Source organism: Streptomyces sp. AgN23, assembly GCF_001598115.1.
GTDB lineage: Bacteria > Actinomycetota > Actinomycetes > Streptomycetales > Streptomycetaceae > Streptomyces > Streptomyces antimycoticus.
Genome location: NZ_CP007153.1, coordinates 917,398 through 942,344, shown reverse-complemented (window position 1 = coordinate 942,344; position 24,947 = coordinate 917,398). Strand labels below are relative to the sequence as shown.

Below are 24,947 nucleotides of genomic sequence, written 5' to 3'. Positions count from 1 at the left end.
ATATAGGTTCATCGGCCCGGAAGGCTTGCCATGACCAAGCTGCTGCTGTCCATACACGTCCTCGCGGCGATCCTGGCGGTCGGGCCGATCGCGGTGGCCGCCTCGCTGTTCCCGCGCTATGCGCGCCAGGCCGCCGCACCGCGCCCCGAAGCCCCCGACGGCCAACGGGCCGCCGGCGTCGCCGCGCTCCTGCACCGGATCTGCCGTGGCTATGCCCTTGTGGGTATCACCGTGCCGGCATTCGGCCTGGCCACCGGTGCCCAACTCGGCGTCCTCACCGATGTCTGGCTCATCGCGTCGATCGTCCTGACCACGGTCGCCGCGGTCGTCCTCGCGCTGGTCATCCTCCCGGCCCAGCGGGGTCTGCTCACCGCGCCCCAGGACACGGCCACCAAGGGGGATTCCCCGGTCGCGGCTCGGCTGGCCATGCTCACCGGAGTCTTCAACCTGCTCTGGGCGATCGTCGTCGTGCTGATGATCGTCCGGCCCGGCTCGACCACCGGAGCGTGACGTTCGCCGGCCTGCGAGGGCGAGATGAAGGTGAACGCGGGAACGATCACCTCCGTCCCGGCGCCGACGCCGAGCACCTCGAGGGCGAGCTCCAGCGCGTGCGTTCCGTTGCTGACCGCGAGGGCGTGCTCGCTGCCATGGGCCGCGGCGAACTCCGCCTCGAAGGCGTCGACCTCACCGCCCCCGATGTGCCACCACTGCCCCTGATCCAGGGCCCGGATCAGGCCCTCGCGCTCCTCGTCGCCATACTGCGGCCATGCGGGCAGCTCGGATCCCGGGCGCACATCATTGCTCATGATTTCCCTGCTCCCTTAATGCGTTCTGGAGGCAGGTCCGCGGCGGACGCATTAGCACGCTAACCGGCCGACGGGGCAAACGTCATTCCCCCTCAAGGCCCCCCTGCAGTCCCCTCAAAAACGGAGCTGACCAAGCTCTCTGACCGAGGCCAAGGGACCGTGCTATAAATGCACTTGCGTGATGAGCCGCTGTAATTCAGCCGACCCCACATGGCGAGGTGTGCATTGAGCAGGCTGTTGTTGGTGAACGGACCGAATCTCGGCATACTCGGGAAGCGGCAGCCCGAGATCTACGGCACGGATACGCTGCAGGACATCGAGCGCTGGGTCGGAGAAGAGGTCGCGGAGCGCGGCTGGAAAGTGGATTCCTACCAGTTCGATGGAGAAGCGGAGATCATCCGCACCATTCAGGGGAACTACGACACGGTCGGCGCCATCATCAATCCGGCCGCGCTCATGATGGCCGGCTGGGGCCTTCGGGACGCACTGGCCAACTATCCGCGGCCCTGGATAGAAGTGCATCTGTCGAATGTCTGGGCCCGTGAGCAGTTCCGCCATGAGTCGGTGACGGGCCCGCTGGCCGCGGGCGTCATCTTCGGGCTCGGCGCCTTGGGGTACCGGCTCGCCGCACGCGCCCTGCTCGAGAAGGTGCCGGACTGAGCGGCCACGCCGCTGTCACTCCACCCCGCCGCCACCCCACACCGCCAAGGCCGACGAGCCGGGAGGCGACATCAGTCATCTGGGAATCGACGTCGGCGGCACCAAAGTGGCGCTGCGCCTCGAACACGACGACCTGAGCATCGGCGAATCCTCCTTCCGCTGGGCCGAGCCGGACGGGACGGACCCGATGAGGTCCGGCGACCCCGCCCGCGACCTGGATCTGCTGGCGCACCACGTCACGGAGTTATGCGCGGGTGCCCCCGGGCGGCTCAACGGCGTCGGCGTCGCGATGCCCGCCACTCTCGACGCCACCGGCACGGTCGCCGCCTGGCCCGGCCGCCCCGGCTGGGCCGGAGTGGACTTGGGCGGCGCGCTGTCCGCGCTCTTCGGCGACGCCGAGGTGCGCTGTGCCGACGACGGCGATCTGGCCGCCCTCGCCGAAGCGCATGAGGCCGGCTGCCCCGATCTGCTCTACCTCGGCGTCGGCACCGGGATCGGCGGTGGCATCGTGCTGAACGGAAAACCCGTCCCCGGCGTGGGCCGCGGCTCCTGCGAAGTCGGCCACCTGGTCGTGGACCGCGACGGACCGCTGTGCGACTGCGGCCGGCGCGGCTGTGTCCAGGCGGCGGCCTCGGGCCCGGCGACCCTGCGCCGGGCGACGCGACGGCGGGGCGAGGAGGTGACCTTCGCCGCGCTGCGCCAGGCCGTGGCCGACGGGAAGCCATGGGCCGTGGCGTCGCTGCGGGAGAGCGGCAGAGCCCTGGCCGCGGCGGTGACCGGCGTATGCGAACTGGTCCATCCCACGCTGGTGTTGATCGGCGGAGGGTTCGCGGCGGGGATGCCGGAGCTCGTGGCGATGGTGGCCGAGCGAACGGCCGCGCTGGGGCGCCCGGGGCATCCGCTGCCACCGGTCCGGCCCGCGAAGCTGGGCGGGCTGTCCTCACTGCACGGCGCCGTTCTGCTGGCCAGGGGGCTGCCGGACTGATCCGCCTGGGGGGCTACGGGCGGTGGTACGAGTCCGTTTTCAATGGCGGTGATACGAGTCGGCCCGGTCCATCCCGGCCAGCGCCGCGGCGACCGTCTCCTCCGCGAGGCCGGAGACCAGCTCGGGACCGCCGGGACCGTCCAGGACGAAGGTGAGCCCGTCCGTCGCTTTCTTGTCCAGCCGCATCACCTCGATCAGACGACCCGGATCGGCATCGGCGGGCAGTGCGAACGGCAGCCCGTAGCTCCGCACCACCTCCAGATGCTCGGCCGCCCGCGCCTCGTCGATCCGGCCCAGGGCCAGCGCCAGACGCCCGGCGAAAACCGTGCCGATCGCCACCCCTTCACCATGCCGCAGCCGGAAATCGGTCACGATTTCCAGCGCATGGCCCAAGGTGTGGCCGTAATTGAGCACATGACGCAGCCCGGAATCCCGCTCATCCGCGGAGACCACCGACGCCTTCAGGGCCACGCTCGCCGCGATCTGCTCCGGCAGCGGCAGCCCGCGCAGATCACCGGCGCCGATGAAGTGGCAGCGGGCGATCTCCCCATACCCATTGAGCATTTCCGCCGCGGGCAGCGTCTCCAGATAGTCGGTGTCGCACAACACGGCGGACGGCTGCCAGAAAGCACCCACCAGATTCTTCCCCTCGGGGAGGTTCACCGCCGTCTTCCCGCCCACGCTGGCGTCCACCTGCGCCAGCAGCGATGTCGGCAGATGCACCACGGGCACACCCCGGTGGTACAGCGCCGCCGCGAGACCCACGACATCGGTGGTGGTCCCGCCACCACAGGAGACGACCGCATCCGACCGGGTCAGCCCGAAACGGACGAACTCACGGCACAGCTCCTCCACCGTGGCCAGCGACTTGTCGGCCTCCCCGTCCCGGGCCCGCAGCACCACCGAGGGCACGCCCGGGTCGGGCAGCCAGCCGTCCGGCCGGGCGGAGACCATCGCCACCCGCTGAGCACCGAGCCCCGCGATGACCCCGGCCAGCGCGTGCCGGACCCCTGGCCCGATGTCGACGGGATAGGAACGGTCGCCGAGTTCCACCATGACCCGGGTATGCGGATGAGCCGAAGCCGTCATGCGTTGTCCGTCCCTCCATGGGCGATGACCGGGAATTCTCTATCGTCGAATGTAGTGCCTGAATCGGGGGTTGACCCTCACACCGTGTGAGGCGCTGGACTCGGAGACATCATGTTCACCATCGGAGACTTCGCCCGGCACGGCCGCGTATCGGTCCGGATGCTGCGCCACTACGACGCCACCGGACTGCTGCGCCCGGCCCATGTCGACCCCGCCACCGGCTACCGCTACTACTCTGCCGCCCAACTCAGCCGCCTGAACCGGGTCATCGCGCTCAAAGAGCTCGGCTTCACCCTCCAGCAGGTGCGGGACATCGTGGACGAGAAGGTCGGCACCGAGGAACTGCGCGGCATGCTGCGGTTGCGGCGGGCCGAGCTGGAAGCCACCGTGGCCGCCGTGGCGGCACGGCTGGTGCAGGTCGAGGCGAGGCTCCGGTCGATCGAAAGCGAAGGACACATGCCCACGAACGACGTCGTCATCAAGGAGATCCCGGCCGTGCGGGTGGCGGAGCTCACCGCGACCGCCAACGGCTTCGACCCCCGGGACATCGGCCCGGTCATCACACCCCTCTACGACGAGCTGTTCCGGCGCCTCGACGCGGCGGGCATCACCCCGACGGGCCCCGGTGTCGCGTACTACGAGGAGGCCCCGGAGGGTGGCGGCGCCATCACCGTCCACGCCGGAGTCCAGGTCACCGCCCCGCTCCGGAACGGTGAGGACCTCCGGATTCTCGATCTGCCATCCGTCGACCGGGCCGCGACCATCGTCCACCGCGGCCCGATGGACGCCGTGGTGCCCACGGCCCAGGCCCTGGCCCATTGGATCGACGGCAACGGGTACCGGTCGTCCGGCTACCCCCGGGAGGTCAACCTGGAGTGCCCGGAGAACCGCGAGGAGTGGGTCACGGAACTCCAGACACCGGTGGTCGAGGTCTGACGGCCGGGCCGTAGCGGGACGGCGGGGCCCCTCGCGCGGCAGGCGGCCACCCGGGAGGTGGCCGCCTCGGCGGTACGAGATGCTCAGGGAGCCGGTGCGCGGCTTCTTCGACGGGACCGGCCGGGTCCGGGTGGTTCGGCGCGCGGGGTCACCCCCAGCTGTCCGAGCCGTTCGAAGTCGGTTGTGTCGATCTTCTCCAGGATCTCCAACTGGCGTGCCAGTGCGTCGGATTGCCCGTCGACATCGTCATGCCGCCGGAGTGAGGTCGCCGTGGTGATGTGGAACCGGGCCAGCGCCACCTTCAGACTGCGGCTCTCCAGGATCATCCGGTAGATGGTCTCCTCCGCCAGGGCGTCCTGCACGGATCTGACCGGCCGGGTGAAGAACAACGTGACGATCTGCCCCACACCGAGTGCGCCGAGCACGGCGGGGCTCTGCCACCCGATACGGCCCGGGAGGAAGACCCCGACGAGCGACAGCACAAGCGCGGTGAGCAGCAGACACGTGCCCAGCCCCAGCAGGAACTTGCTGGCGAAGCCGACCGTGTGCTGCGCCCGCCGGAGGCGTTCGGAGGTCTGGATGCGGTAGTCCCGCAGCCTGGCGTCCTCGTACGACAGGATGCCCTGCTTGTCCTGGATGTACGAGGAGTAGCCCGCGAACTCGGCGTCCCCGCCGCGGGAGAGCCGCCGGTCGTCGTCCGGCCGGGAGCCCAGGAAGCGGGCCAGCTCCGCGAGACCGGCCATCACCTCGGTGCGCAGCACCCGCTGGCAGAAGTCCAGGGCCGTCAGATGGCGCTCCAGGGTTCTGCTGGCGGTGAGCGCGTCGGAGACCACGAGCTGCCGGACGTCGTAGCGGGAGCGGATACCGGTCAGCAGCAACTGGACCTTGATGTCGGTGAGGACACCGATCACCACGACATGGGTCGTCTCCTGCCGTCCGTCGCCCAGCAGACCGTCCAGCAGCGTCGTCAGCGGCGCCGGTCCGCCGAGGTCGGGCCGTCCGCCGGAGCTGTGCTGGAAGTCGAAGAGGGTGTTGGACCGCACATGGTGGACGCGGAGTCTCCCGCCCCAGCCGTCCTCGCCGTCCGCCGGGGCGCACCGGTCCGGGGCCAGCAGATCCGTGAGCCCGTCGACGTACGCCGCTCCCCAGGTGCCGGCTTCGCAATGTGCCCCGTACTGCCTGCGCTCCAGGTCGTACGCCTCTCCCGGGACATGCCAGTCACGGATGTTGATCAGATGCAGGACCCCGTCCCCGTGGCCGCGCGTCCGGGAGCCGACGGTGGCGTCCAGGAAACGGGCCAGCGGCGAACGGTGCAGCTCCGCATCGGACAGGACCCTGCGGTGGCCCTCCGTGCGGAGGGCCGAACCGCTCTCGCTGTCCAGCAGCAGCTTGGAGACCGCGCTGTCCGGCAGGGACAACTGGCAGTCCAGGTTGAGGAAGAAGTCGTTCTGCAGACACTGCGTGATGAGTATGTACTGCGCCGGTGTCGTCGGATCCATCGCCACCCCCGTGAGTTTCCGGCTGCCTTCGGTGTGCCGCACGCGCTCAGTGCGGCAGCAGCGGCCACTGCCGGGACAGCCGCATGGCGGCCTCGGTCACCGCGGGATCGCCGGACTCCATGGCCACCCCGTCGAGATAGGCGTGAGCCGCGGCTTCGTACAGGTCGTCGACCGCGTACAGCCGCGCCTCATGGGCCGCGCGGCGGGCGCCCCCGCGGGCGCCCAGGGTGGCCTCGGCCTCCTTGGCGCGCTCGGAGCCGGCCAGATCCGTCTCGATCTCCTGCTCCAGCTCCCGCAGCCGCTCGGCCGTGGTCCGGTACGCGGCGAGATACGGGTGCTCCTCGCCCAGTCCGATCAGGAAGGCGATACCGCCGGAGAGCAGCAGCAGCGCGACGAACATCCAGGACACGCTCTGCGGGTCCAGATGCAGCGACTCGATGAGGCTCGGCGGATTGCGCACGCTGTCTCCGACGTCCGCGGCCACATCGGGCGGCAGCTCCAGCGGAGGCTCCTCCCGGAACGCCACCTTGGCCCGCAGATCGCCCAACGCCCAGGCGCCGTACGCCCACACGCCCAGCAGGGCGAGGGCGGGCACGGCCGACAGCCGGACCGCACCGGTGGCCGAGCGCCGCCGCAGTATCCAGCCCGCGATATGCGGGGCGAGGATCATCGCCACCGCCACGGCCACCATGAGGCTGTAGGAGAGCAGATCGGCGAAGCGCCCGACCCCGTGCAGATTCTCGAACACCGAGTAGTAGACCGGCAGTTCCACCACGATCAGTGCGGCCAGCACCCCGAGCTTCATCCAGCGCGGCATACCGGGGCGGGCCGCCGCGCCCTCCCAGGCCGCTCTGGTGGACAGCGCCCGGTCGGCGGCGTCCGCCTCCGCCACCGGATCGTGATCGGACACCGCCTGCCAGCCGGTGTGGCCGCCCGCGGTCTGCGCCTCGTCCTCGCGCCGCGTGGCGCCCGGCCGTCCCGGGCCGGCGCCGTCGTTCCAGCCGGCGGGCATACGGGCGCGCAGCCATCGGCGCTCGAAACCGCCCCGTACCGTGTCGCGGAAGGTCTGCCACCGGTCGGCCCGCCGCGCCAGCCGGTCCAACTGGGCGGTGGTGACCATCTGCTGCTGCTCCAGGACGGCCCGCCGGCGGCCTGCCCGCTCCAGCCGCTCACCGGCGGCGGTGGCGGCCGCCCTGACCCGGCTCGCGTCCAGCGCGCCGTCCTCCTCGGCCCGTGCCTGCTCCTCGGCCAGCCGGTGCCTGACCCGGTCGCGCAGGCTGGCCAGCTCGGCGAAGTAGGGCACCCGGTCAGGGGTGGCCAGGACCCAGGGGTCGAAGACCTTCCCGGTGGCCGCCGACGCGCCGTGCTTGCGTGCCCGGTCCAGGAGCCAGGCGCTGTCCCCGGCCCGGATGAGATCCGATGCGACGGGGTCGGGCTGGGGCAGCGCGCCGTCGGGGAACCGCCGTGCGGCCGCCCGTCCTCCCCGGCGCCCGCGGTCGGCGTCGGCCCTGCGGCGGCGCAGCCTCAGCCGACGCGGCGCCTGGTCGTCACCGGCGATAGGTGGTGTCGACATGTGCCTTCACCCTCCCTTCCAGCAGCTCCGTCCAGAAGGCGTTGAACCGCTCGTAGTGGGAGGTGTCGGTGTGGTACTTCATGCCGTAGCCCACCGGGTAGATGTCGGCGCCGGACAGCTTCGGCGTGCCGTGCGACGTGAGGAAGCCGTCGATGACGGTCCGGCGGCTCGCGGCGGTGGACAGATCCTGCCGCCCCAGCCGGAAGTCGGTGTCGCCCTGGTCGAAGTCGCTCACCACGAGGACGTCGAACGAGACGTCGTCGCCGGACGGCTTGGACAGCGCGATGCGCGACAGCCCCCCGAGCACATCGGAGCCGGGCTCCTCCTTCTGCGCGCAGCGCAGCAGCTTCAGGGCGTTGGAGAGGGCGACCGCGCGCATGGTGGTGCGGGCCCGCTCGCGGTCGGCGGTCTTCGAGGTGTCCGGGTCCAGGTCGAGCGGACTGACCTGGCACTTGGACGCCTCGGAAACCTTGGTGATGGGGGCGAAGGACGTCTTGCGGCACTTGTTGTCCGACAAGAACTTCTGCAGGGTCGCCTTGAGCTTGGCCTCCGCGTCGAAGCCGGTCCGGGAGGCGGCGGCCGAGCCGGAGCCGTCGACCACGACGCCACACGTCCGGGAGTAGCGTGACGGTTCGTCGGAGCCACAGGCCGTGACGGCGGACGCCAGGGCGAGCACCAGCGCGGCGGACAGCGCACGCCGCCGATTCCGGCGCCGCGGGGCGCCCGAGTGCTCCGGAGCGGGACTGTGGACGGTCATCGCTCGGTCCTCCCGTCGACGCGGTCGGTGTTCTGCCGTTCGAGTATCTGCAGCGCCCGAGAAGTGGCCGTCCGGGCGCTGTCGTCGTCGGCCAGCAGCCAGACGTCGGGCTGCTGCCAGGAGCGGTCCAGCTCCACCCGGCCCGGCAGCCAGTCCCCGGGCGGGCGCCGGGGGAGGCGGGAGAGCTGGGGGTGGGTCTCGCGCACCGCGTCCCAGTAGCAGGCGAGTCGCTGATTGGCCTGGTCGGCGACGGCCTGGGCATGCGACCGGCAGCGGTCCACGCTGGTGCGCCACTGGCCCACCCAGTGGCCGTACCGCGCGAGCGCGGCGGGCCGGGGGTCCTCGCGGACGTCGTACTGGGTGACGACGCGCACCGACTCGGCGCGCACCCGGCTGAGCAGAGCGTGCTCCCGTCCGATGAGGGCGGAGCGCATCTGCTCGGTGGCCCGGCGGACGCCGGTCCGCACCTCCATCACATACGGGGTGATGAGCAGCTCGGGCGCCGGTGGCTCGATGGGCGGCGGTATCTCGCCTTTCTGCTCCTCGGGCGGCTCCGGGAGCGGGATGCGCGGGACGCCGCGCGCGCCGTCGCGCTTGCCCCGCCTGCGGGCCGCGAAGCGGGCGGTACGGCCGAGCCTTCCCCGGCGCACCACCCCGTTGACACTGTCAGATGTGATCATGGAAATGGATCCCCCGATTTCCCCCGGTGCGCAATTCCCGCACCGGACGGCCGCATTTGCGGACAGTGGAATTCCGCTTTCTCCCGCAAACGGCTCGCAGTCGATGCCGATGACGCTGTCGATTCGATTCCTTGTCATACCGTATCGGTGAGGTCGTACCCGGGAATGCTCCCCATAGGGCCCGCTCCCGAAAACGCCCGGAAGTCGACCGGAGAACGCCCTCGTCGATGCCTGACGCCGGGTCATACTGGAACGGTTCCGGGGCCACGCCTTTTTGATCATGGATCTCGGAAACACGACCTCGGGGGAATAGGAGACGGGTCGGTGGAGAACGTCCCAGAGTGCGCGGAGCCCACGCTCCGGATCAGTCAGACCCACTTCCCGGTGGAGACCCTGGGCCCGGGGCGGCGCCTGGGCATCTGGGCCCAGGGCTGCGGCCTGGCCTGCGCCGGCTGTATGTCACGGCACACCTGGGATCCGCTCGGCGGCGCCTCCCATACGGTGTCGTCCCTGCTCGGGCGTTGGCACGAGGCGCTGGCGCGGGGGGCCGACGGGCTGACGGTCAGCGGCGGCGAGCCGCTCGACCAGCCCGCCGCTCTGGAGGCCCTGCTGGCCGGGGCGGTGCGGGCCCGTGCGGAGGCGACGGCACCGGGCGGCCCGGCGGCGGGCCGCGAGATCGACATCCTCCTCTACACGGGATACGAGCAGGAGGAAGTGGAGCGCGACGCGGCGCACTCCGCCGCCATCCGCCACGCCGATGTGCTGGTGACCGGGCGCTTCCGGGCGGGCGAGCCCACCGCCCTGGTGTGGCGCGGCTCGGCGAACCAGCGCCTGCGGCCGCGTACGGCGCGGGGGTGGGCGCGCTACCAGGAGCATCTGGCCCGGACGGAGAGCGGGCCGCGTCTGCAGATGGTCGAGGGGGAGGGCGATGTGCGGCTCTACGGAGTGCCGAGGCGGGGCGAACTGGCGGCGCTGGAGCGTCGGTTGCGGCGGGCGGGGATCACCCTCACCGGTGCGAGCTGGCGCCCCTGAGCGGGAGCGCCCGCCCGGACGGCACGGCGCGCGGCGGCCCCGGCGGGCGTGCTCGCGATGGGCCCGCGGCCTCGGCCGGCTGTGGTCGCCGAGGGCCGACGGTTTCGGTCGGTGGTGGTCGCGCAGCCCCGAAGGTCTCGGTCGGTGGTGGTCACAGCGCGCCGACGGCCTCGGCTATCTCCCGGCTGCGGACCACCAGGTGTACCCGCCAGCGGGAGTCCCGGGCGAGTTCGTCCCGGATCGCCCAGCGCAGCCAGGTCGCGCTGACCGCCGGTGCCAGACCGCCCCGGCCTGCGCCGAGCAGCGGAAAGCAGATGGAGGACAGGGCGGGCTCGTACCGGTCGCGCTCCGCCCGGGCGAGCGCGAAGCACGCGCTGACCGCGCGGGCGATGCTCTCCGGGCGGACCTCGTACGTATCGTCCCGCGGGGTGGCGACCGCGGCGTGGTAGATCCGCCGGACGCCGCGCGCGGTGAGCGCTCCCGGCGCGGTGGGCACCACCGTGCCCGGTCGGACCGGCAGCCCCGGGCGGCCGTGGGCGCGCAGCCACCCGGCCAGTTCACGGGCCAGCACATCGTCGACGATCTCCCCGGCCGGGTCGCGTACGGCGGCGGCCAGGCGCAGCGCGCCGGACACGGTGGGGCGGAAGGTCTTGGACATCTCCAGGTAGACGTTCTCCGAGGAGACCAGCACCTCGATGTCCCGCAGCAGTTCGATGGGCGAGACATGCAGGGTGAATGTGCTCCGCGCGTCCACCGGCACGCTGTCGACCCGCAGCGGAGGCTCCTGGCCGACCCGGCCGCTCCGGGCGATGGTGCTCTGCCCGGTCGCGCTCGGTCCGCCGGAGGGCTGTGGCCCGGCGCCCGGTCCGGGGCTCTGTCCCGCCGAGCCCGGTCTCCCGGCGAGGGGAGGCGGCTCCCGCAGGATGGTCAGCACGGCCTCGGCGAGTTGCTGGATGACCTGCGGTTCCTGCTGCTTGCGGAACCGCTCGGGGGTGACTCCGTATACGGCGGCGGCCATCTTACGGCGGTCATGGGCGGGTGCGCCCCGACGGTCGGGGAGCAGTCCGAAGGTGTGGGCCGCCGCCTGGCCGAGCAGATCCCGCTCGCCGAGGCGCCGCACCGCCTCCCTGAGCAACGCCTCGATACCGGCCGGGGCGTCGTCGGAGCCATCGCAGAAGCCGCCCGCCACGGCCGCGGCACGCAGCGCCGGCCGATCGGTCCTGCGCAGATCCGGCAGTCCGGGCCTGCGTATGCCTTTCAGTTCTTCCAGGAGTTGATCGTATGTGGGCGAATTCGACGCAAATGACTCCTGACTCATGGTCACCAGGCTAGCGACCGGCCGGGAAAGAGGAAATCGTTCTCTCGGTGGCCTCGCCGTGCCGGGCTTTGTACCGCCGGTAATTCACCCCGCGCTGGAACAGATTTCCGATTTCCAAGGTTCCGCTTTCTTGATCCACGGTCCGGCGGCCCCCGGCCGCCGCTCTCGCCGTCATTGAATCCGACACCGCCCACCCGTTCACGAGGTGACCTTTGTGACCCATCCGCACGAGCAGCCGCCCCCCACGGAATCCGAGGACTACGAGGACTACGAGGACTACGGGGCTGACGGGGACGACGAGCGATACGCAGCCCACGGGGACCACGGATACCACCGGGACCAAGGGGAGCCCGAAGAGCAGCGCGCGCACGACACCGGGCCGCCGGCCACGGAATACGAGGAGCCGCCTCCGTCGGCGGCGACCACGGCGGTCGGGCTCACTGAGCACGAGGAGCCGCCCCCATCGGTCGGCGCCTCGGCGGTCGGGCTCACCGAACACGAGGAGCCGCTCCCGCCGGCGGCCGCCACGATGGCCGGGCCCACCGAGGACGAGATCCCCTCGGCGGCGCCCGCGCAGGTCGCGCACGGGGGTCGCGACCTGCGCGGGGACACCGGGGCGCTACCGGTCTCGCTGCGCGACCGGTTCCGACTGAGGGCCGTGCTGCGCCGCCCCGACCATCCGCACCAGGCGGCCGTCTACCGCGTCGAGGACGAGCGCGGCAGCCATATCCTCAAGTGGTACCACCGCGGCCACGCCCCGGACCGCCGGGTGTGGGAAGCGCTGCGGGACCGACCGCGCCGGCACCTCACCCACTTCACCGAGACCGGCGACACCGAGAACGGCGACACCGGGGCCGACGGCCATCCGTACGACCTGGCGCCCTCCTACGGCGAGACCGACCTGGCCGGATATCTGAGGGACAACCCCGGTCCGGCCGACCCCGTGCTCATCCACAGCGTCGTACGGCAGCTGCACGAGGCCCTCACCACCCTGCACGAACTGAACATCGTCCACCGGGACATCAGTCCGGCCAATATCGTGCTCGGCAGCCTCGACCCGGCCGCGCCGGACCTGGTGCTCGTGGACTTCGCCGTCTCCGCCCACGAACCCAACGAGCGCTACACCCGCGACGAGCGCTGGGTCGGCACCGCCCTCTACATGTCCCCGCAGGCGTCGCTGCGCCACCAGCTGATCCACCCGCCCGCCGACTGGTGGTCGCTCGGCATGATCGTCGCCGAGATGGCCGGTGGACGCCACCCCGTCCGGTTCACCGACAACGACTTCGTCCGGGAGGAGATCAGCTCCCGCGCCCCGGATCTGTCCCTGGTCACCGACCACCGGCTGCGGCTGCTGTGCATGGGGCTGCTCACCCGCGACCCCGACCACCGCTGGGGAACCGACGAGGTGGCGCAGTGGCTGGTGGGCGGCTCGCCGCCGATCGCCCCCTGGGAGGCGGGCACGGCACCCGGCGCCTCGGACCCGGAAGACGCCCCGGACATCGAGCCGTTCGCCTTCCTCGATGAGCACTACACCAGGCCGAAGCAGCTGGCCAGGGCGTTCAGCGAGAACTGGCGGCCCGCCCGGCAGCTCATCTCCCGGCGGCGCGGCCGCGGCGAACTCATCCGCTGGCTACGGCAGTTCGAGGGCGCGCCGGACCGCGACGCCGATGAACTGGCGGCGTTGCTCGGCCTCCTGGAGCCGCACCACCCCGCGGCCGCGCCGCGTGAGCCGAAGCCGGTCACGATGGTGCGGCTGATCTCCTGGCTCGGCCCCACCCTCGACGCGTCCTACCGCGGGGTGCCGCTGGACCACGCGGGGCTGGGGGAGTTGCTGCGGGAGGCCGGGCGCGGCGATGAGTTCGCCCTCTCCGTCGTGGCGGACCTGCGGGACCACACCATCCTGCCGCTGCTGGACTCACGGCCCGGCGGCGAAGGGCTCGCCGAGGTGCAGCAGCGCTGGCTGACGGCCCGCTCCCGCTGGCAGCACACCGTCGACGAGGTGCTCCACGAGTCGGCGTGGCTGCGCGACCGCCGTGCCGAGGTGCGCGCCGCCACCCGGCTCGACCGCTCCCGGCTCGCCGCCCTCCTGTCGCTCGCCGCCGCCCCCACCGCGCACCGGCGCAGGCTCCAGGAGCGAACCGCCCGCATCCAGGGCGCGCTGCCACAACCGGTGGCCTGGTACGGCCGGCTGGTGCGCGACCCCGAGGATCTGGTGCGGCTGCAACTGGCCGAGTGGCTGGCCGGCTTCGCCGAGCAGGAGTCCTCGGAGGCGCAAGGGCGGCTCGACGGCGAGCGCGCCCTGCTCCGGCACGAGCGCGACCTGGACGTGGCCACGCTGTGGGTGCGCAGACAGGACATGCTGCCCACCCTCGGCTGGGCCCTCGGCGGAGCCGTCGCCTTCGTCTTCCCGTGGATCTTCGTGATCGGCCTGGGCGATCTGGTGGGATGGCCCGCCCAGCGCGCGGTGGTGACGGCGTGGATGCTGGCCGTCCCGGCGGCCGCCGCCGTTCTGGCCCTGGAGCTGTGGACGGCGTACCGCATCGGCAGCCCCGGCTACCACCCGGACCGGTCCCTGGCCGGGCTGCTGATCGACCGTGCGCTGCCCGTGGCCCGGTTCATCCGCCGCCCCGGCTCCCGCTTCCCGGTCCAGGGCCTGCTGATCCTCCCGGTCATCGCCCTGTTGTGGGCCACCGTGGCCTATGCCCCCTGGGTGTGGCCACTGGCCACGGTGGCCGTCCTCGTCTGGTGGACCTGGCACCGGCTGCGGTGCTGGCGCCGCTATATGGCGGAGCTGCGCGGCCGGGACGAACGGCACCGACCCGGCCGCCCGAGGGCGGCCGCCCCGCCGACTCCAGGGAGGCTCACATGAGTTCGGGACAGGCGATTGCCAGCATCGGCGATGTGATGCCGGATGTGTACTTCCCCCCGCCGCCGGTCGCCGCGACCATCCAGCACACCGTCCCCGACACCGTCACCAACACCATCCCGAACACCGGAGTGCCGCACAACGCGATCCATGGCACCGGGCTGTCGGACCACATCGGCACCCAGGCCGGGCAGCACCTCGCCGACGCCGTACAGCACACCACCGGCCATGCGCTGAACGCCGCCCTGGACCAGCTGCAGGACCTGATGGTGCCCGCCCTGATCGGCCTCGGCTCGCTCAGCGGGGCGCTGCTCGTCGGCCGCGCCACCATGGCCGGGGCGCAGGTGCTCGCGGCCGCGGCCATCCGCGCCGCCGAGGACCAGGCCGAGCTGCGTCAGCGACAGTTGGACGCCCAGCAGGCCGCCGCGTGCTGGCGGGACGCCGCCTTCGCCGCCGTCCGGGCCAACGCCCGTATCGACACCCTGCGCGCGCGGATACGGCGGGCCGGCCCCGACGGGCCCCCGGAACCGCCCGACCTGCCACCGCCGCTGGCCCTGACAGGCAGGAATCTGGACGAGGCATTACGGCAACTGGCCGACACCGAACGCCGGTTGCGCCACGCGGAGGCCGCCTACGCACGGGCCACGATGGAGGCAGCCGCCCGCCCGGTGGCCGGAGCGCATCCCGAGGACACCGGCTGGCACGCCACCCTGCGCGCCCGCCGCCGCCAGGCGCTGGAGGCGTACCAGCAGGCCGCCACCGAAGCCGAGGCGCGCGCTTCGCTGCCGCAGCCGCCGCCCGCCGCCACCGCGGCCCCCACCGAGGAGGAAGTGCTGCGGCTGGGCGCGGACCTGCTGGCCATGCTTCCGCGGAATGTGCCGGCGGCCGACTACCGGCTGGTGGAGGAGAGGGTCACCGTCGCCGCGGAGGTCGCCGCCCGGCGGCCCGCCGCGGCCAAGCGCCATCTGCGGGAGGCCGCCGGGTTCGCCGAGCGGATGACGCGCGACGCCGAGCGGCGGCAGGAGACCGAGGAGTGGGCCGCCCAGCAGCTCGCCTTCCTCCGCGACGGCCACCCCGGCACACCCGGTGACGGCCACTCCGGCACCCCCGTTCCGCTGCCCGATGCCAGGGCGGAGATCGCGGTCCTGGAGCGCTTTCTGTACCAGGGCGGGACACTGGCGGAGGCCGAGCGCGTGCGCGTGGCGGCCCGCGTCGGCGAGCGGGTCGACGCGTATCAGCGGATGTACGCCACGGAGGTGATCCGCGCGGCGGTCCGGCGGTCGCAGCCCGAGACGGCCGGATGCACCACGTCCGGGGCGGTGCAGATCATCGACTGGACCCCGCCGGGCTGGGGGGAGGAGCACTGGCTCCGCGTCAGCGTGGAGGCCGGGGGCACCGCCCGGGTCGCCACCATGCACCGCGAGCGCGACCCCGCCGAGGAGACCGACGACGATCTGGACCTCGACTGGCAGCGGTGCCACGAGGCCCCCGAGCATCTGGAGAAGCTGTGCGAGCTGGCCGAACGGGCCGGGCTCAGTGTCCCGTTCGACTTCGGCGAGCTGCCCGCGCGACCGGTCCGGCACATGGGGGGCCGGCCCGCTCGGGACCACACCGGACCCAAGGCCCGCCACCGTGACCAGGAGAGGCAGTCATGACCGAGCCGGTGACGTCCCCGGGCCGCGACGACCGCAGGCTCCCGGCCTTCGCCGAGGAGCTGGTCGGCACGCTCAGCGTCCAGTCCCAGTACGTACTGCACGGCAGCATCCGGGACATCCACCTCGTCCGGCACGACAAGGACCCTGACGAGGGCGGTCCCGAGGCCACGTACGACGCCCACCACACCCTCACCGAGGTCCTGTGGAACGCCCTGTGGCAGGAGGGGTACGAGGCGCTGATCCGCTTCGACATCGCGGACGGCTTCACCGTCGTCGTGGGCCCGGCGGCCCAGGAGATCCGCGAGCTGCTGCACGGGCGGGACGCCGCCAGGCCCGGACGCGCCCGGCGCGCCGACACCCCCGTCCACCTGGCAGACGCGGAGCGGACGCTGCGCGACATCGTCACCGGCTGGAAGCAGCAGGGGCGGCAGCCGAAGACACCGGACGGCCGGCCCCGCCCGGACCCGGCACCGCGCCAACAGCCCTACCGGGTGGTGTTGTTGATCGACTACGCCGCCCGGATTCCCACCGATGTCACCCGGCTCAGCGATCCGGAGCGGGACTTCTTCCTCAACTGCCTGAAGCTGGCCGAGGACGCGCGGCCGATCACCTCCCCGGGAAGCGGACGGCGGCTGTTCAACCCCGTGATCTGGCTCGCCGACGGGGAGCGCGATCTGCCCACCTGGCTGGTCGCGGGCAGCGAACGGGTCCGTACCATCGGCATCCCGCTGCCCGACCTGGGCAGCAGGCGGCGCATGGCCGAGCTGCTGGCCGAGGAGCACACCGCCGCGTCCGCGTCCGCGGGCGAAGACGACGAGGGACCGGTCCGGCTCGACAAGCGACGGCCGCTGAACGAGCACGACATCGACACCTTCGCGCGGGCCACCGCCGGGCTGACCCTGCGCGCGATGCGGGAGAGCGCCCGTATGGCGCTCGACCGTGGGCTGTCGTTCGCCGAGATGCGGGACGCGGTCCGCGTCTACCAGCTCGGCGTCAAGGACAATCCGTGGCAGGCGGACTACATCCGCAAGCAGATCAAGAAGGGCGAGGCCGACCTGCGGGCGCGGGTGAAGGGCCAGGAGAAGGCGGTCGGCAAGACCCTCGACATCCTCAAGCGCGCCGCGCTCAGTCTGTCCGGTGCCCAGGCGTCCCACCCCGGCAGCCGGCCGCGCGGTGTGCTGTTCTTCGCCGGGCCGACCGGCACCGGCAAGACCGAGCTGGCCAAGTCGGTGGCCAAGCTGCTGTTCGGCACCGAGGACGCCTGTCTGCGCTTCGATATGAGTGAGTTCTCCGCACCGCATTCGGTGGACCGGCTGCTCGGCGCACCACCGGGATATGTGGGCTACGAGGCGGGCGGCGAGCTGACCACGGCGGTGCGCAACGACCCCTTCCGGGTGGTGCTGTTCGACGAGATCGACAAGGCCGACAAGGGTGTGCTCGACAAGTTCCTCCAGGTGCTCGAGGACGGCCGGCTCACCGATGGGCAGGGCGTCACCACGTACTTCAGCGAATGCGTGCTGATCTTCACCTCCAACCTCGGGGTCAGGAAACGGACCGGCGAGGGCGGAGGCGGACACGAGGGGCGGGTGGCCGAGCCCGGGATGCCGTACCACCAGCTGGAGGAGATCATCCTGGCCAATGTGAAGGAACACTTCGTCGAGGAGATCGGCCGCCCGGAGCTGATGAACCGGCTCGGCGGCAATGTGGTGGTCTTCGACTACATCGACGCCAAGGTGGCCGCCGAGATCTTCGACTCGCAGGTGGGCAACATCCAACGGGTGCTGCGGGAGGAGCAGGGGGTGCATCTGCGCCTCTCCGACGAGGCGCATCAGGCGCTGTCCGCCTACTGCACGGCGGATGTCGACAACGGCGGCCGGGGGATCGGCATGCTGCTGGAGACGCATCTGATCAACCCGCTGGCACGGGCGCTGTTCGACCAGGAACGGCCGGCGGGCACGGCGGTCACCGTCACCGGTGTGCGGCGCGCCGGGGACGGAACGGTGACCCTGGACCTGCGGGTGGTGCACACGGGGGACGCGGAGCCCGGTCCTGGTGGTGGCCGATGAGCGAGAGGACCACTCCCCCTGGGTGGTATCTCGTGCCGGACGGCGAGGAACTGGAGGCACCGGAGGAAGGGGGGACGGCGGAGAGGCCGGGCGAGGCGCCGGCGCCTGAGCCGATCGCGGAATCCGCACCCCGGCCCGCGCCGGGCCCAGCCGGTGTCGAAGTGTCCGCGCCCTGCTGGAACTGCCGTGCGCCGGTGGCCCCCCGGGACGCCCGCTGCGCGTCCTGTGACCGTACGCGCACCCATGCGCTGCTGGTCTGCACCGAGCCCTGTCTGGAGCTCCGTCACGGCCCGGGCCCTCCGCTGCACCTCGGCCGCCACCCCGACTGGGCGCCGCGGACCGCCGCCGCGTTCGCCAACTGGAACAAAATCTCCCGGCATCATGCGTCGCTCACCGTGGACCCGGACGGAAGCGCCTGGGTCGAGGAGCCCGAGGCGGGCACCCGCAATGGCACGTATCTCAACCGCGCCCGGATCGCGCCCGGCGTGCGCACCCCCGTCCGCGACGGCGACCAGCTGCGGCTCGGGCTGCGGGTCAGCTTCGTCGTACGGCTGTACGGACCGGGGCCCGGCACCGGCTGAGCCGATGCCGGGCGGTGTCGCGGGGCGGCACCCCCCGGGCCGCCCCGCGTGCTCATGTCCGCGTACCGGGCGGAATGACGACCGCCCGCAGCGGCGCCAGCAGCCGGTTGGCCTCGCCCGCCCCCTCGAACGTGCCCAGGTTGTGGGCCTGGCCGGGCACCGCCTTCAGCGGCTCCTCCCCGCAGCGGTCGCCGAACAGCACCAGGGCGGGGTGCGGGCGGTGCCGCCGTGACTGCCACACCAGCCCCTGGGCGTCCGGCACCTGGCGCCGGATCTCCCGCGCCCAGGCGCGGGTCTGCGCGTACTCGTCGGTCTCCAGCAGCCAGGAGGTCTGGAACACCGCGGCCAGGTCCTCCTCCCGGATCAGCCGCACCAGGACCAGATCCTCGGTCACCCGCACCTTGGACAGCGAGCGGGTGGCCGCCAGCGCCCACGGCACCTGACGCCGTGCCTCCGGCCCGGTGAACTCCATGTCCCGCAGCATCACTTCGGCGAGCGTGGTGGCCGGCTCCACGGCCGCGTACAGATACGGATACCGGTCCTCGGCGGTGGCGTCGAACCGGTTGCCACCGAAGAACGAGTGCGCGGGCTTCGGGTTGAACTCGGTACACGCGTAGGCGGTTTCATGACACCGCCACAGCTCGGTGCCCGCGCTCAGGACGAACAGATGGGGACTCATGCGCGCGCCCTCGGGGGGCGCCTGCCTCACCATCCGCCGTCTCCCAACAGCGCGGCGGCGGCCTCGGTCAGCCGCGCGTCCGGCACCTGCCCCACCAGGGCGGCCGGCGCGTCGCGCAGCCAGGTGTTGCCGCCGAGCCACCAGTCCGCGGCGCCCCAGGGGTCCTGGTCCGACAGCAGCATTCTGTTGATCCGCTGCACCACCGGCCGTGGCTCACCGGTGTCCGGGTCGAACTGGAAGTCCGGGTAGCGATCGCCGCGCTCCGGGTCGGAGAGGCGGATGAGCCCGGCCCCGGCAGGATTCTCGGCGGCGGCGCCGGTGAGCTGCTCAGGGCCCCGCGCCGGGGTGGTCAGCAGCCGGTCCCGTACGGCCCGGGCGATCTCGGCGCTCGCGGGATCCAGCGTCGGCCAGTCCACGGACTGCAGCAGCCGGATCAGATCGGCCAGCCGGTCGGCGTCCGGCAGGACCGCGGAGGGAGCGGCGCCCCCGGACCGGAACTGGTCCAGTTTTCTGCGCAGTTCGTTCTCGCGGGGGAGGGGCCGCAGTGCCAGCCGCATCTCCCGCAGCGCGGCGCGCACGGCCCTGGTGTCGTCTCCGGCGGCCCGCAGCCGCAGCACGCTGTCCCGGAATCCGCTGAACAGCGCGGCGGTCAGCGAGGCGCGGATCTCCGGCAGATGCCGGCGCAGCAGCTCCAGGAGATCGTCGGTGGTCATGGCTGTCGTCCTTCCGCGGGTGCGTGCGGAGCGGGGTTGCCCTGGTGGATGAACCCGGCCCAGGAGACGACCCGGGCCAGGCCCCCCGTATCGCTCTGCGTCTCGGCCAGCAGAAGGCCGGTCAGCCCGGGGACGGGATGGCGGTCGTGGTCGAGCATCCACAGCTGGGCGGCGCGCAGGGCATCCGGCGGGGCCAGTCCGGCGACGGTCAGGTGGTGGTGGAAGACCACCATCAGCGCGGCGGACGCGCTGTCCGAGACCTTCCACCGCGAGCCGACCACATCCGTGGCGCCACGCGCCAGCAGTGCGGTGGTCGGGGTCAGCGCCTCGTCGTGGTCGCGGCTGCTGAGGTCCGTCTCGCAGGCACTGAGCACGATCAGCGGCCCGGTGGCGGCCCGTTCCCCCGCGGGTACGTCGAGAATGCGCGTCACCGTCAGCCTGCCCGGGTCCGGGGCGGCTTCGGGGTCCGGGACGTCTTCGGGGTTTGGGCCGGCCAGGTGGAGGGCCGAGTCGGTGGGCCGCAGCCCCGCCAGGCCGTGCACCACCAGATGCAGCAGTGAGGCGGCGGGCGCGGCCGGGTCTCCGGGGAGGTGGGAGAGCACATCCTCGGGGGTGCCCAGCGCGTTCTCGGGCGCGTCCTCGTGCCAGCCGTAGAGCAGGGCCGTGGTGTAGTACGCGGTGCGCAGGGCCGACACCTCGTCCTGTGCCCACGTCAGGTCCCCGCTCGGGTCGGCCACCAGCACCGCGCGCTCACTCGCCGGTACCCGGGCGCGCCGGGCGGCCCGCAGAAACTCACCGCCGGACGCGGCGTACGAGATGACCGCGTCTTCGCAGGCGTAGACGTACGGACGCCGCACACCGGCCGGTGGCCCGGGGAGGCGGGCGGCGTGCCAGGGAACGGCACCGAGGTTGCCGCACGGCACGAGGACCAGCCGGACCGGTGCGTCGTGCTGCTCTGGCCCGTCCTCCCTTTTCTCACGCCCGTCCTCCGCCCGGGCGCCCAGCGCGTCCAGTACGGGGGCGAGGACGGCCGGGCCCGCCCAGTCGCACAGCCCCTCCAGCGCCGCGTCCCAGTGCCGATGCGCCTCGGCGTGGGCGTCCATGCCGCGCTCGGACACGGCGGACCGCCGGGCGCCCGCGTCCAGATAGCGCTCCAGCGGCTCCCGGCCGGGCGCGCCGAGCCCCGGCAGCGCGAGCGCCGTGGGCTCACCGGTGCTCCGCACCAGGACGGCCACGCCGTCGGCGGTGTCCTGCCCGGGCACCAGATACACCAGCGCGTCGGTGCCGGTGGCGCGCAGCCCCTCCCGCAACTCCCCGATGCCGGGGGCGCCGAGCAGCCCGCGCAGCGGCGCCTCGCCGCTGTCCCGCCGCAGCACGTCCAGCGCGCGGCGGCGCAGCCTGCTGGGGATCTCGACGCCGGGAGCGGACCCGGCCGACATGACCCGCGTAAGCGCGCTCCGGACCTCGTCCGGGGTACCGCCGCCGGTGCCGGGCGCGAGCCCGCCGCCGGTCGGCGCGGCCTGAAGCGGGAGGTCCCGTACGGCGGTCCGCCACTGCTCGGCCAGCTCCGCCTCGTCCCGGGCGGCCAGCTGCTCGGGGACACCGGCGGCCGCGGCCGCGGCCCGCAGCACCAGGCCACGCCCGTTCTCCAGCGACGCCACGGCCTCCTCGATCCGGCCGTCCACGGCGGCCCAGTGGGCGGCGAGGAGCCCACGGCTGGCTCCCGCCCTGGCCACCTCCAGGCCGTGCTCGGCGCCGAGTTGCAGCAGCACGTCCTCGGCCAGCACCCACAGCGAGGCATGGGCGGCGGCGACGGCCGCGCTTGTGTCATCGCGCTCGCGGTCGTCGCGCAGCCGGTACGCCTCGGCCAGCTCCCACAGCAGCTTCTGCCGGATGGCCGGGCTGGTGCGCTCGGTCAGTTCCCGCCTGGCCTGTTCCAGCTCCCCGACCGCGTCCTCCAGGGCGGAGTGGTCGCCGGTCGACCTGTGGACGGTGAGCAGCGCCATCCCGATGCCTTGCCGGATCCACACCCGCTGGTCGGGGGTCGAGGCGGGGCCGTCCAGGGCCCGGCGGGCCCTGGTCACGGCCTCGGAGACACGTACGGGATCCGGTTCGATCATGGAGAAGAGGGCCAGTAGGGGTGCACACTGCGCGTCCATGAGGGGCCGCGCGAAGGTCGGGAGCCTCGGGTGGTTCGCCGCCTCCTCGAAGTAGGCAACGCCGGCCCGCAGCGCGGGGATCCCACCGTCCAGCGTGGCCAGGCTCAACTGCGCCTGGCCGAGCAGGAAGAGCACCAGGAACTGCCACTCGCTGTTCTCGCCGGCCTCCTCCAGCAGGTCGAGCAGCTCGTCCAGTAGCTCCTCCACCGTTTCGGCGTCCCGCTCGTCCAGCGCTTCGTTGAGGCGCAGTTGGAGGTGCATGCTCCGGGAGCACAGCCGTAGCCCCTCCGCCCCGGGGCCGGTCGCGTGTGCGGATTCGAATACCGCGGAGGCGGGGCCGAAGAGCGCGTCCAGGCGGGCACGCGCCTGGTCGCGGTCGGTGAGATTGCCGCCCAGGATGTTGGCGGCGGTGAGCAGTCCGGGCGAGATGACCCCGGCCATCCAGTCCACCCGTCCGGATCCCGTACCGGCGGCTGTGCCGATCAACTCGGCCGCCTCGGCCAGCCGGTCGGCGTCACCCGTGCGCACACCGTGTGCCATGCGGCTCATCGCGGCGCGCATCGCGGTCTCCGCCTCTTCGCCGGCCGGCCCCTTGCTCACCTCGTTGACCAGGGCCTCCAGATCCTCGGTGCGGATGGTGCCGGGCACTTCGAGCTCCAGCATGAGGGCGGCCTGCGCGAAGGTGAGGGCGGCCTCCTCCGCGCTGAGCTCCTCCAGCCGATCGGCCTCATCGCCTCTGCCTGCCGCGGTCGTGGCGAACTCGGTGGCCATCCCACACAGGGCCTGTATCAGCGGGGAGTAGCCGTCCGGCATCCGCTCCGCCAGTTGTGCGGCCAGGGTGGCCATCTGCTCGAAGTCCCCGGAGCGCGCGGCGGCGGGCACCCGTTCCAGGGCCTCGGCCGCCCACGACAGGGGTTCGGCGACGTCCTCGGGCAGCGTCGGCAGCAGGTCGGTCAGCAGCCCGCGCAGCTCGGTCAGATCGGCGGTGAGTCCGGGCTCGCCCACCACTACTTGGCGGCCTACGTCGAAGGATTCGAGGAGGCGGGGCAGCGTGCCGTCCCATCCGGCCGTCATGCCGGGTGTCAGCAGCAACCGCACCAGGTGGAGGGTGGAGGCCCGCTCGTCCGATGGGTCGAGCGCCCCACGGGCGCGCGCCGCCCTCAGCACCCGCAGGCCCCGACTCCGGTCGTCGTCCGTGGGGTGGTGCCGGTAGCGCTCGGCGTACAGGCCGCCGAGCCGGGCGCGCACGGTGCACAGCAGTGCGTCCCCGTCCGGCACGGCCGCCGCCAACGCGGCCTCCAGCTGGTCCAGTTCGGCGATGAAACGGTCGAGTGACGCGGGGTCGGCGTCGGCGGGCGACCGAATGCCGTCGCACGTTCGCCCGGCCGCCGGTCTGTGGGACGAGCCGTCCGAACCAGCGCCGCCGGACGGGTCCGCTGTATCCATGCCGTCGGACGAGCCCTTGGCCGCCGGGCCGTCCGGCGGGGGCGGGGCGATCCACGCCAGCGCGTCGGCCGCGGCGTGTTCGGCTCGGTCACGTAATACCGCGAGATCCCTGCTGTGCATGAAACGTCCCCCTTCGCCATGCCTCACTCATCATCCGCCCGTCCGCGCGAGCACAGGACCCCTTTGATCGCTCTTTCCGGAAACCGCCCGGAAGACGTCCGCCAATCGCCCAGTCGGCTACGCGGGTTCGGGGCCGCACGGGAACTCCCGCCCCGCGGCCAAGGCGAAAAGGGACATGAGGTGAATGACGCGACATCCTGTCACGCCAGGTGAGACACCTTTATCGATGCGTGACCGAATGTGAGGGTGATGTGTTCATCCGCGCCCTACCCTCGCCGGTGACTCAACGTTTCTGCACGGAACCCCCGCGGCGAGAAGGACGGAACGTACATGTACGGCACCATCGACGGGTTCAACTACGGGGCCACCACCCCGCTGGCGGCCTACCTCATGGCCTGTCTCGGGGGAGCGCTCGGCTTACGCTGCACCGCCCGGTCGGTGCGTACTCAGCGCTCCTGGAAGCCGGGCTGGCTCGCGCTCGGATCCGCGTCGATCGGCTCGGGCATCTGGACGATGCACTTCATCGCCATGATGGGGTTCCATGTGAAGGAAACCCCGGTCGGCTTCGACATACCGACCACCCTTCTCAGCCTTCTGGTAGCGATCGTCGTCGTCGGCATCGGCGTCTTCATGGTCGGCTACCGGGGCGTTTCCCGGGGGGTGCTGCTCTCGGCCGGTGTGTTCACCGGACTCGGCGTCGCGGGCATGCACTACATCGGGATGTCCGCGACGCGCATGCGGGGGCATCTGGAGTACTCCGTGCCGACCGTGCTGCTCTCCGTCCTGATCGCGGTCGTGGCCGCGACCGTCGCCGTGTGGGCCGCCGTGACCGTCCAGGGCTTCCGCGCCGGCCTGGGATCGAGCATGGTGATGGGGGTCGCGGTGACCGGGATGCACTACACGGGCATGGCCGCGGTCAGTGTGCGGCGGGACGATGTGCTCGGCGCCTCCGTGGGCGGTAATGCGCCGACTTCGCCGATCCTCCCCATGCTGATCGGCCCGGTGATCTTTCTGGTGGTCGCGGGGACCATCATCATGTTCGATCCACTGCTGGTCCTGGGCGAGGGGGAGTGGAACCAAAAGAAGGCGGACAGCTCGCGCCTGCCCCCGCCACCACCTCGGCCGGTCTGGCCGCCCCGGCCGCCGGAGGACCCCGTTCAGGCGCCGGCGAGCCGTCCGGCCCCGCCCCACGGCGGTCAGGAATACGGTGGTTGGTGAACCGGCGGCCGGTGGTCCGGGGCGCGTCGAGGGGGGCGCGACGAGGGCGCGACGAGGGGGCCGAGACCGACGCGGCGGATCCGCCGCCCATGGCTACTTTGCCGCACCC

Annotated in this window: 19 protein-coding genes and 1 pseudogene; 10 read left to right on the top strand and 10 right to left on the bottom strand. The window is 72.4% G+C overall.

The features are described 5' to 3' along the window. Positions 1–30: 30 nt before the first annotated feature. Positions 31–510, top strand: a complete 480-nt coding sequence (locus AS97_RS04255) for a hypothetical protein (protein ID WP_210564362.1) — start codon at positions 31–33, stop codon at positions 508–510. Here AS97_RS04255 and AS97_RS04250 read toward each other — a convergent pair. Then, positions 510–806: pseudogene (locus tag AS97_RS04250) on the bottom strand (DegT/DnrJ/EryC1/StrS family aminotransferase); the annotation flags it as partial. The gene AS97_RS04255 and the pseudogene AS97_RS04250 overlap by 1 nt on opposite strands. A 225-nt stretch (positions 807–1,031) precedes the next feature. On the opposite strand from AS97_RS04250, the gene AS97_RS04245 reads away from it, so the two are divergent. Both AS97_RS04245 and AS97_RS04240 read left to right on the top strand, forming a co-directional pair. Next, positions 1,032–1,466: a type II 3-dehydroquinate dehydratase gene (locus AS97_RS04245; protein WP_043236498.1), complete on the top strand. Its 435-nt coding sequence runs from the start codon at positions 1,032–1,034 to the stop codon at positions 1,464–1,466. A 70-nt stretch (positions 1,467–1,536) separates the two neighbouring features. Next, positions 1,537–2,451 carry an ROK family protein gene (locus AS97_RS04240; RefSeq protein ID WP_210567132.1) on the top strand — a complete coding sequence of 305 codons (915 nt, stop codon included), beginning with the start codon at positions 1,537–1,539 and terminating at the stop codon, positions 2,449–2,451. Between the two features lie 39 nt (positions 2,452–2,490). Here AS97_RS04240 and AS97_RS04235 read toward each other — a convergent pair whose 3' ends face one another. Continuing rightward, positions 2,491–3,540, bottom strand: coding sequence for a 3-dehydroquinate synthase family protein (locus AS97_RS04235; RefSeq protein WP_059142570.1), 1,050 nt, complete (start codon positions 3,538–3,540; stop codon positions 2,491–2,493). Between the two features lie 111 nt (positions 3,541–3,651). On the opposite strand from AS97_RS04235, the gene AS97_RS04230 reads away from it, so the two are divergent. Then, the gene (locus tag AS97_RS04230) at positions 3,652–4,476 is read left to right on the top strand and encodes a MerR family transcriptional regulator (RefSeq protein WP_059142571.1); all 825 of its coding nucleotides are present in this window, start codon (positions 3,652–3,654) and stop codon (positions 4,474–4,476) included. Positions 4,477–4,559: 83 nt separating this feature from the next. On the opposite strand, the gene AS97_RS04225 is transcribed toward AS97_RS04230, so the two are convergent. From AS97_RS04225 to AS97_RS04210, 4 genes are read right to left on the bottom strand one after another with little or no spacing between them, the layout of a single operon-like run. Next, a complete protein-coding gene (locus tag AS97_RS04225) occupies positions 4,560–6,017 on the bottom strand; it encodes a hypothetical protein (RefSeq protein ID WP_210564361.1) in 1,458 nt (485 codons plus the stop codon). Between the two features lie 4 nt (positions 6,018–6,021). After that, positions 6,022–7,548 carry a hypothetical protein gene (locus tag AS97_RS04220; RefSeq protein ID WP_059142573.1) on the bottom strand — a complete coding sequence of 509 codons (1,527 nt, stop codon included), beginning with the start codon at positions 7,546–7,548 and terminating at the stop codon, positions 6,022–6,024. Further along, positions 7,523–8,305 (bottom strand): hypothetical protein, encoded by a 783-nt coding sequence (locus tag AS97_RS04215; protein ID WP_059142574.1) that lies wholly within the window; start codon positions 8,303–8,305, stop codon positions 7,523–7,525. Before AS97_RS04215 ends, AS97_RS04220 begins: the two co-directional genes overlap by 26 nt. Continuing rightward, positions 8,302–8,985 (bottom strand): hypothetical protein, encoded by a 684-nt coding sequence (locus AS97_RS04210; protein WP_210564360.1) that lies wholly within the window; start codon positions 8,983–8,985, stop codon positions 8,302–8,304. The genes AS97_RS04215 and AS97_RS04210 overlap by 4 nt, the downstream gene beginning before the upstream one ends. Positions 8,986–9,309: 324 nt before the next feature. Here AS97_RS04210 and AS97_RS04205 point away from each other — a divergent pair, with 324 nt between their 5' ends. Then, positions 9,310–10,017, top strand: a complete 708-nt coding sequence (locus AS97_RS04205; protein ID WP_210564359.1) for a 4Fe-4S single cluster domain-containing protein — start codon at positions 9,310–9,312, stop codon at positions 10,015–10,017. Between the two features lie 151 nt (positions 10,018–10,168). On the opposite strand, the gene AS97_RS04200 is transcribed toward AS97_RS04205, so the two are convergent. Continuing rightward, positions 10,169–11,335, bottom strand: a complete 1,167-nt coding sequence (locus AS97_RS04200) for an Appr-1-p processing protein (RefSeq protein WP_247204225.1) — start codon at positions 11,333–11,335, stop codon at positions 10,169–10,171. A 214-nt stretch (positions 11,336–11,549) separates the two neighbouring features. On the opposite strand from AS97_RS04200, the gene AS97_RS04195 reads away from it, so the two are divergent. The 4 genes from AS97_RS04195 to AS97_RS04180 all read left to right on the top strand — a co-directional run bounded on the left by AS97_RS04195 (position 11,550) and on the right by AS97_RS04180 (position 18,503). Continuing rightward, positions 11,550–14,204 carry a protein kinase gene (locus AS97_RS04195; protein ID WP_210564358.1) on the top strand — a complete coding sequence of 885 codons (2,655 nt, stop codon included), beginning with the start codon at positions 11,550–11,552 and terminating at the stop codon, positions 14,202–14,204. Further along, entirely contained in the window at positions 14,201–15,856 is a 1,656-nt protein-coding gene (locus AS97_RS04190; protein ID WP_210564357.1) for a hypothetical protein, read from the top strand. Before AS97_RS04195 ends, AS97_RS04190 begins: the two co-directional genes overlap by 4 nt. Continuing rightward, positions 15,853–17,922: an AAA family ATPase gene (locus tag AS97_RS04185; RefSeq protein WP_125755940.1), complete on the top strand. Its 2,070-nt coding sequence runs from the start codon at positions 15,853–15,855 to the stop codon at positions 17,920–17,922. The genes AS97_RS04190 and AS97_RS04185 overlap by 4 nt, the downstream gene beginning before the upstream one ends. Before the next feature lie 194 nt (positions 17,923–18,116). Beyond that, entirely contained in the window at positions 18,117–18,503 is a 387-nt protein-coding gene (locus AS97_RS04180; RefSeq protein ID WP_059142580.1) for an FHA domain-containing protein, read from the top strand. A gap of 52 nt (positions 18,504–18,555) precedes the next feature. Here the strand turns inward: AS97_RS04180 and AS97_RS04175 are convergent, their stop codons facing one another. From AS97_RS04175 to AS97_RS04165, 3 genes are read right to left on the bottom strand one after another with little or no spacing between them, the layout of a single operon-like run. Further along, positions 18,556–19,182, bottom strand: a complete 627-nt coding sequence (locus AS97_RS04175) for an RES family NAD+ phosphorylase (RefSeq protein WP_059142673.1) — start codon at positions 19,180–19,182, stop codon at positions 18,556–18,558. A gap of 26 nt (positions 19,183–19,208) precedes the next feature. Further along, on the bottom strand, positions 19,209–19,895 hold the full coding sequence (locus AS97_RS04170; RefSeq protein ID WP_059142581.1) for a hypothetical protein: 687 nt from the start codon (positions 19,893–19,895) through the stop codon (positions 19,209–19,211). Then, complete coding sequence (locus tag AS97_RS04165; protein WP_210564356.1) at positions 19,892–23,620, bottom strand: CHAT domain-containing protein; 3,729 nt, start codon at positions 23,618–23,620, stop codon at positions 19,892–19,894. Before AS97_RS04165 ends, AS97_RS04170 begins: the two co-directional genes overlap by 4 nt. A 330-nt stretch (positions 23,621–23,950) precedes the next feature. On the opposite strand from AS97_RS04165, the gene AS97_RS04160 reads away from it, so the two are divergent. Then, positions 23,951–24,838: an MHYT domain-containing protein gene (locus tag AS97_RS04160; RefSeq protein ID WP_210564355.1), complete on the top strand. Its 888-nt coding sequence runs from the start codon at positions 23,951–23,953 to the stop codon at positions 24,836–24,838. The last annotated feature ends 109 nt before the right edge of the window (positions 24,839–24,947 follow it).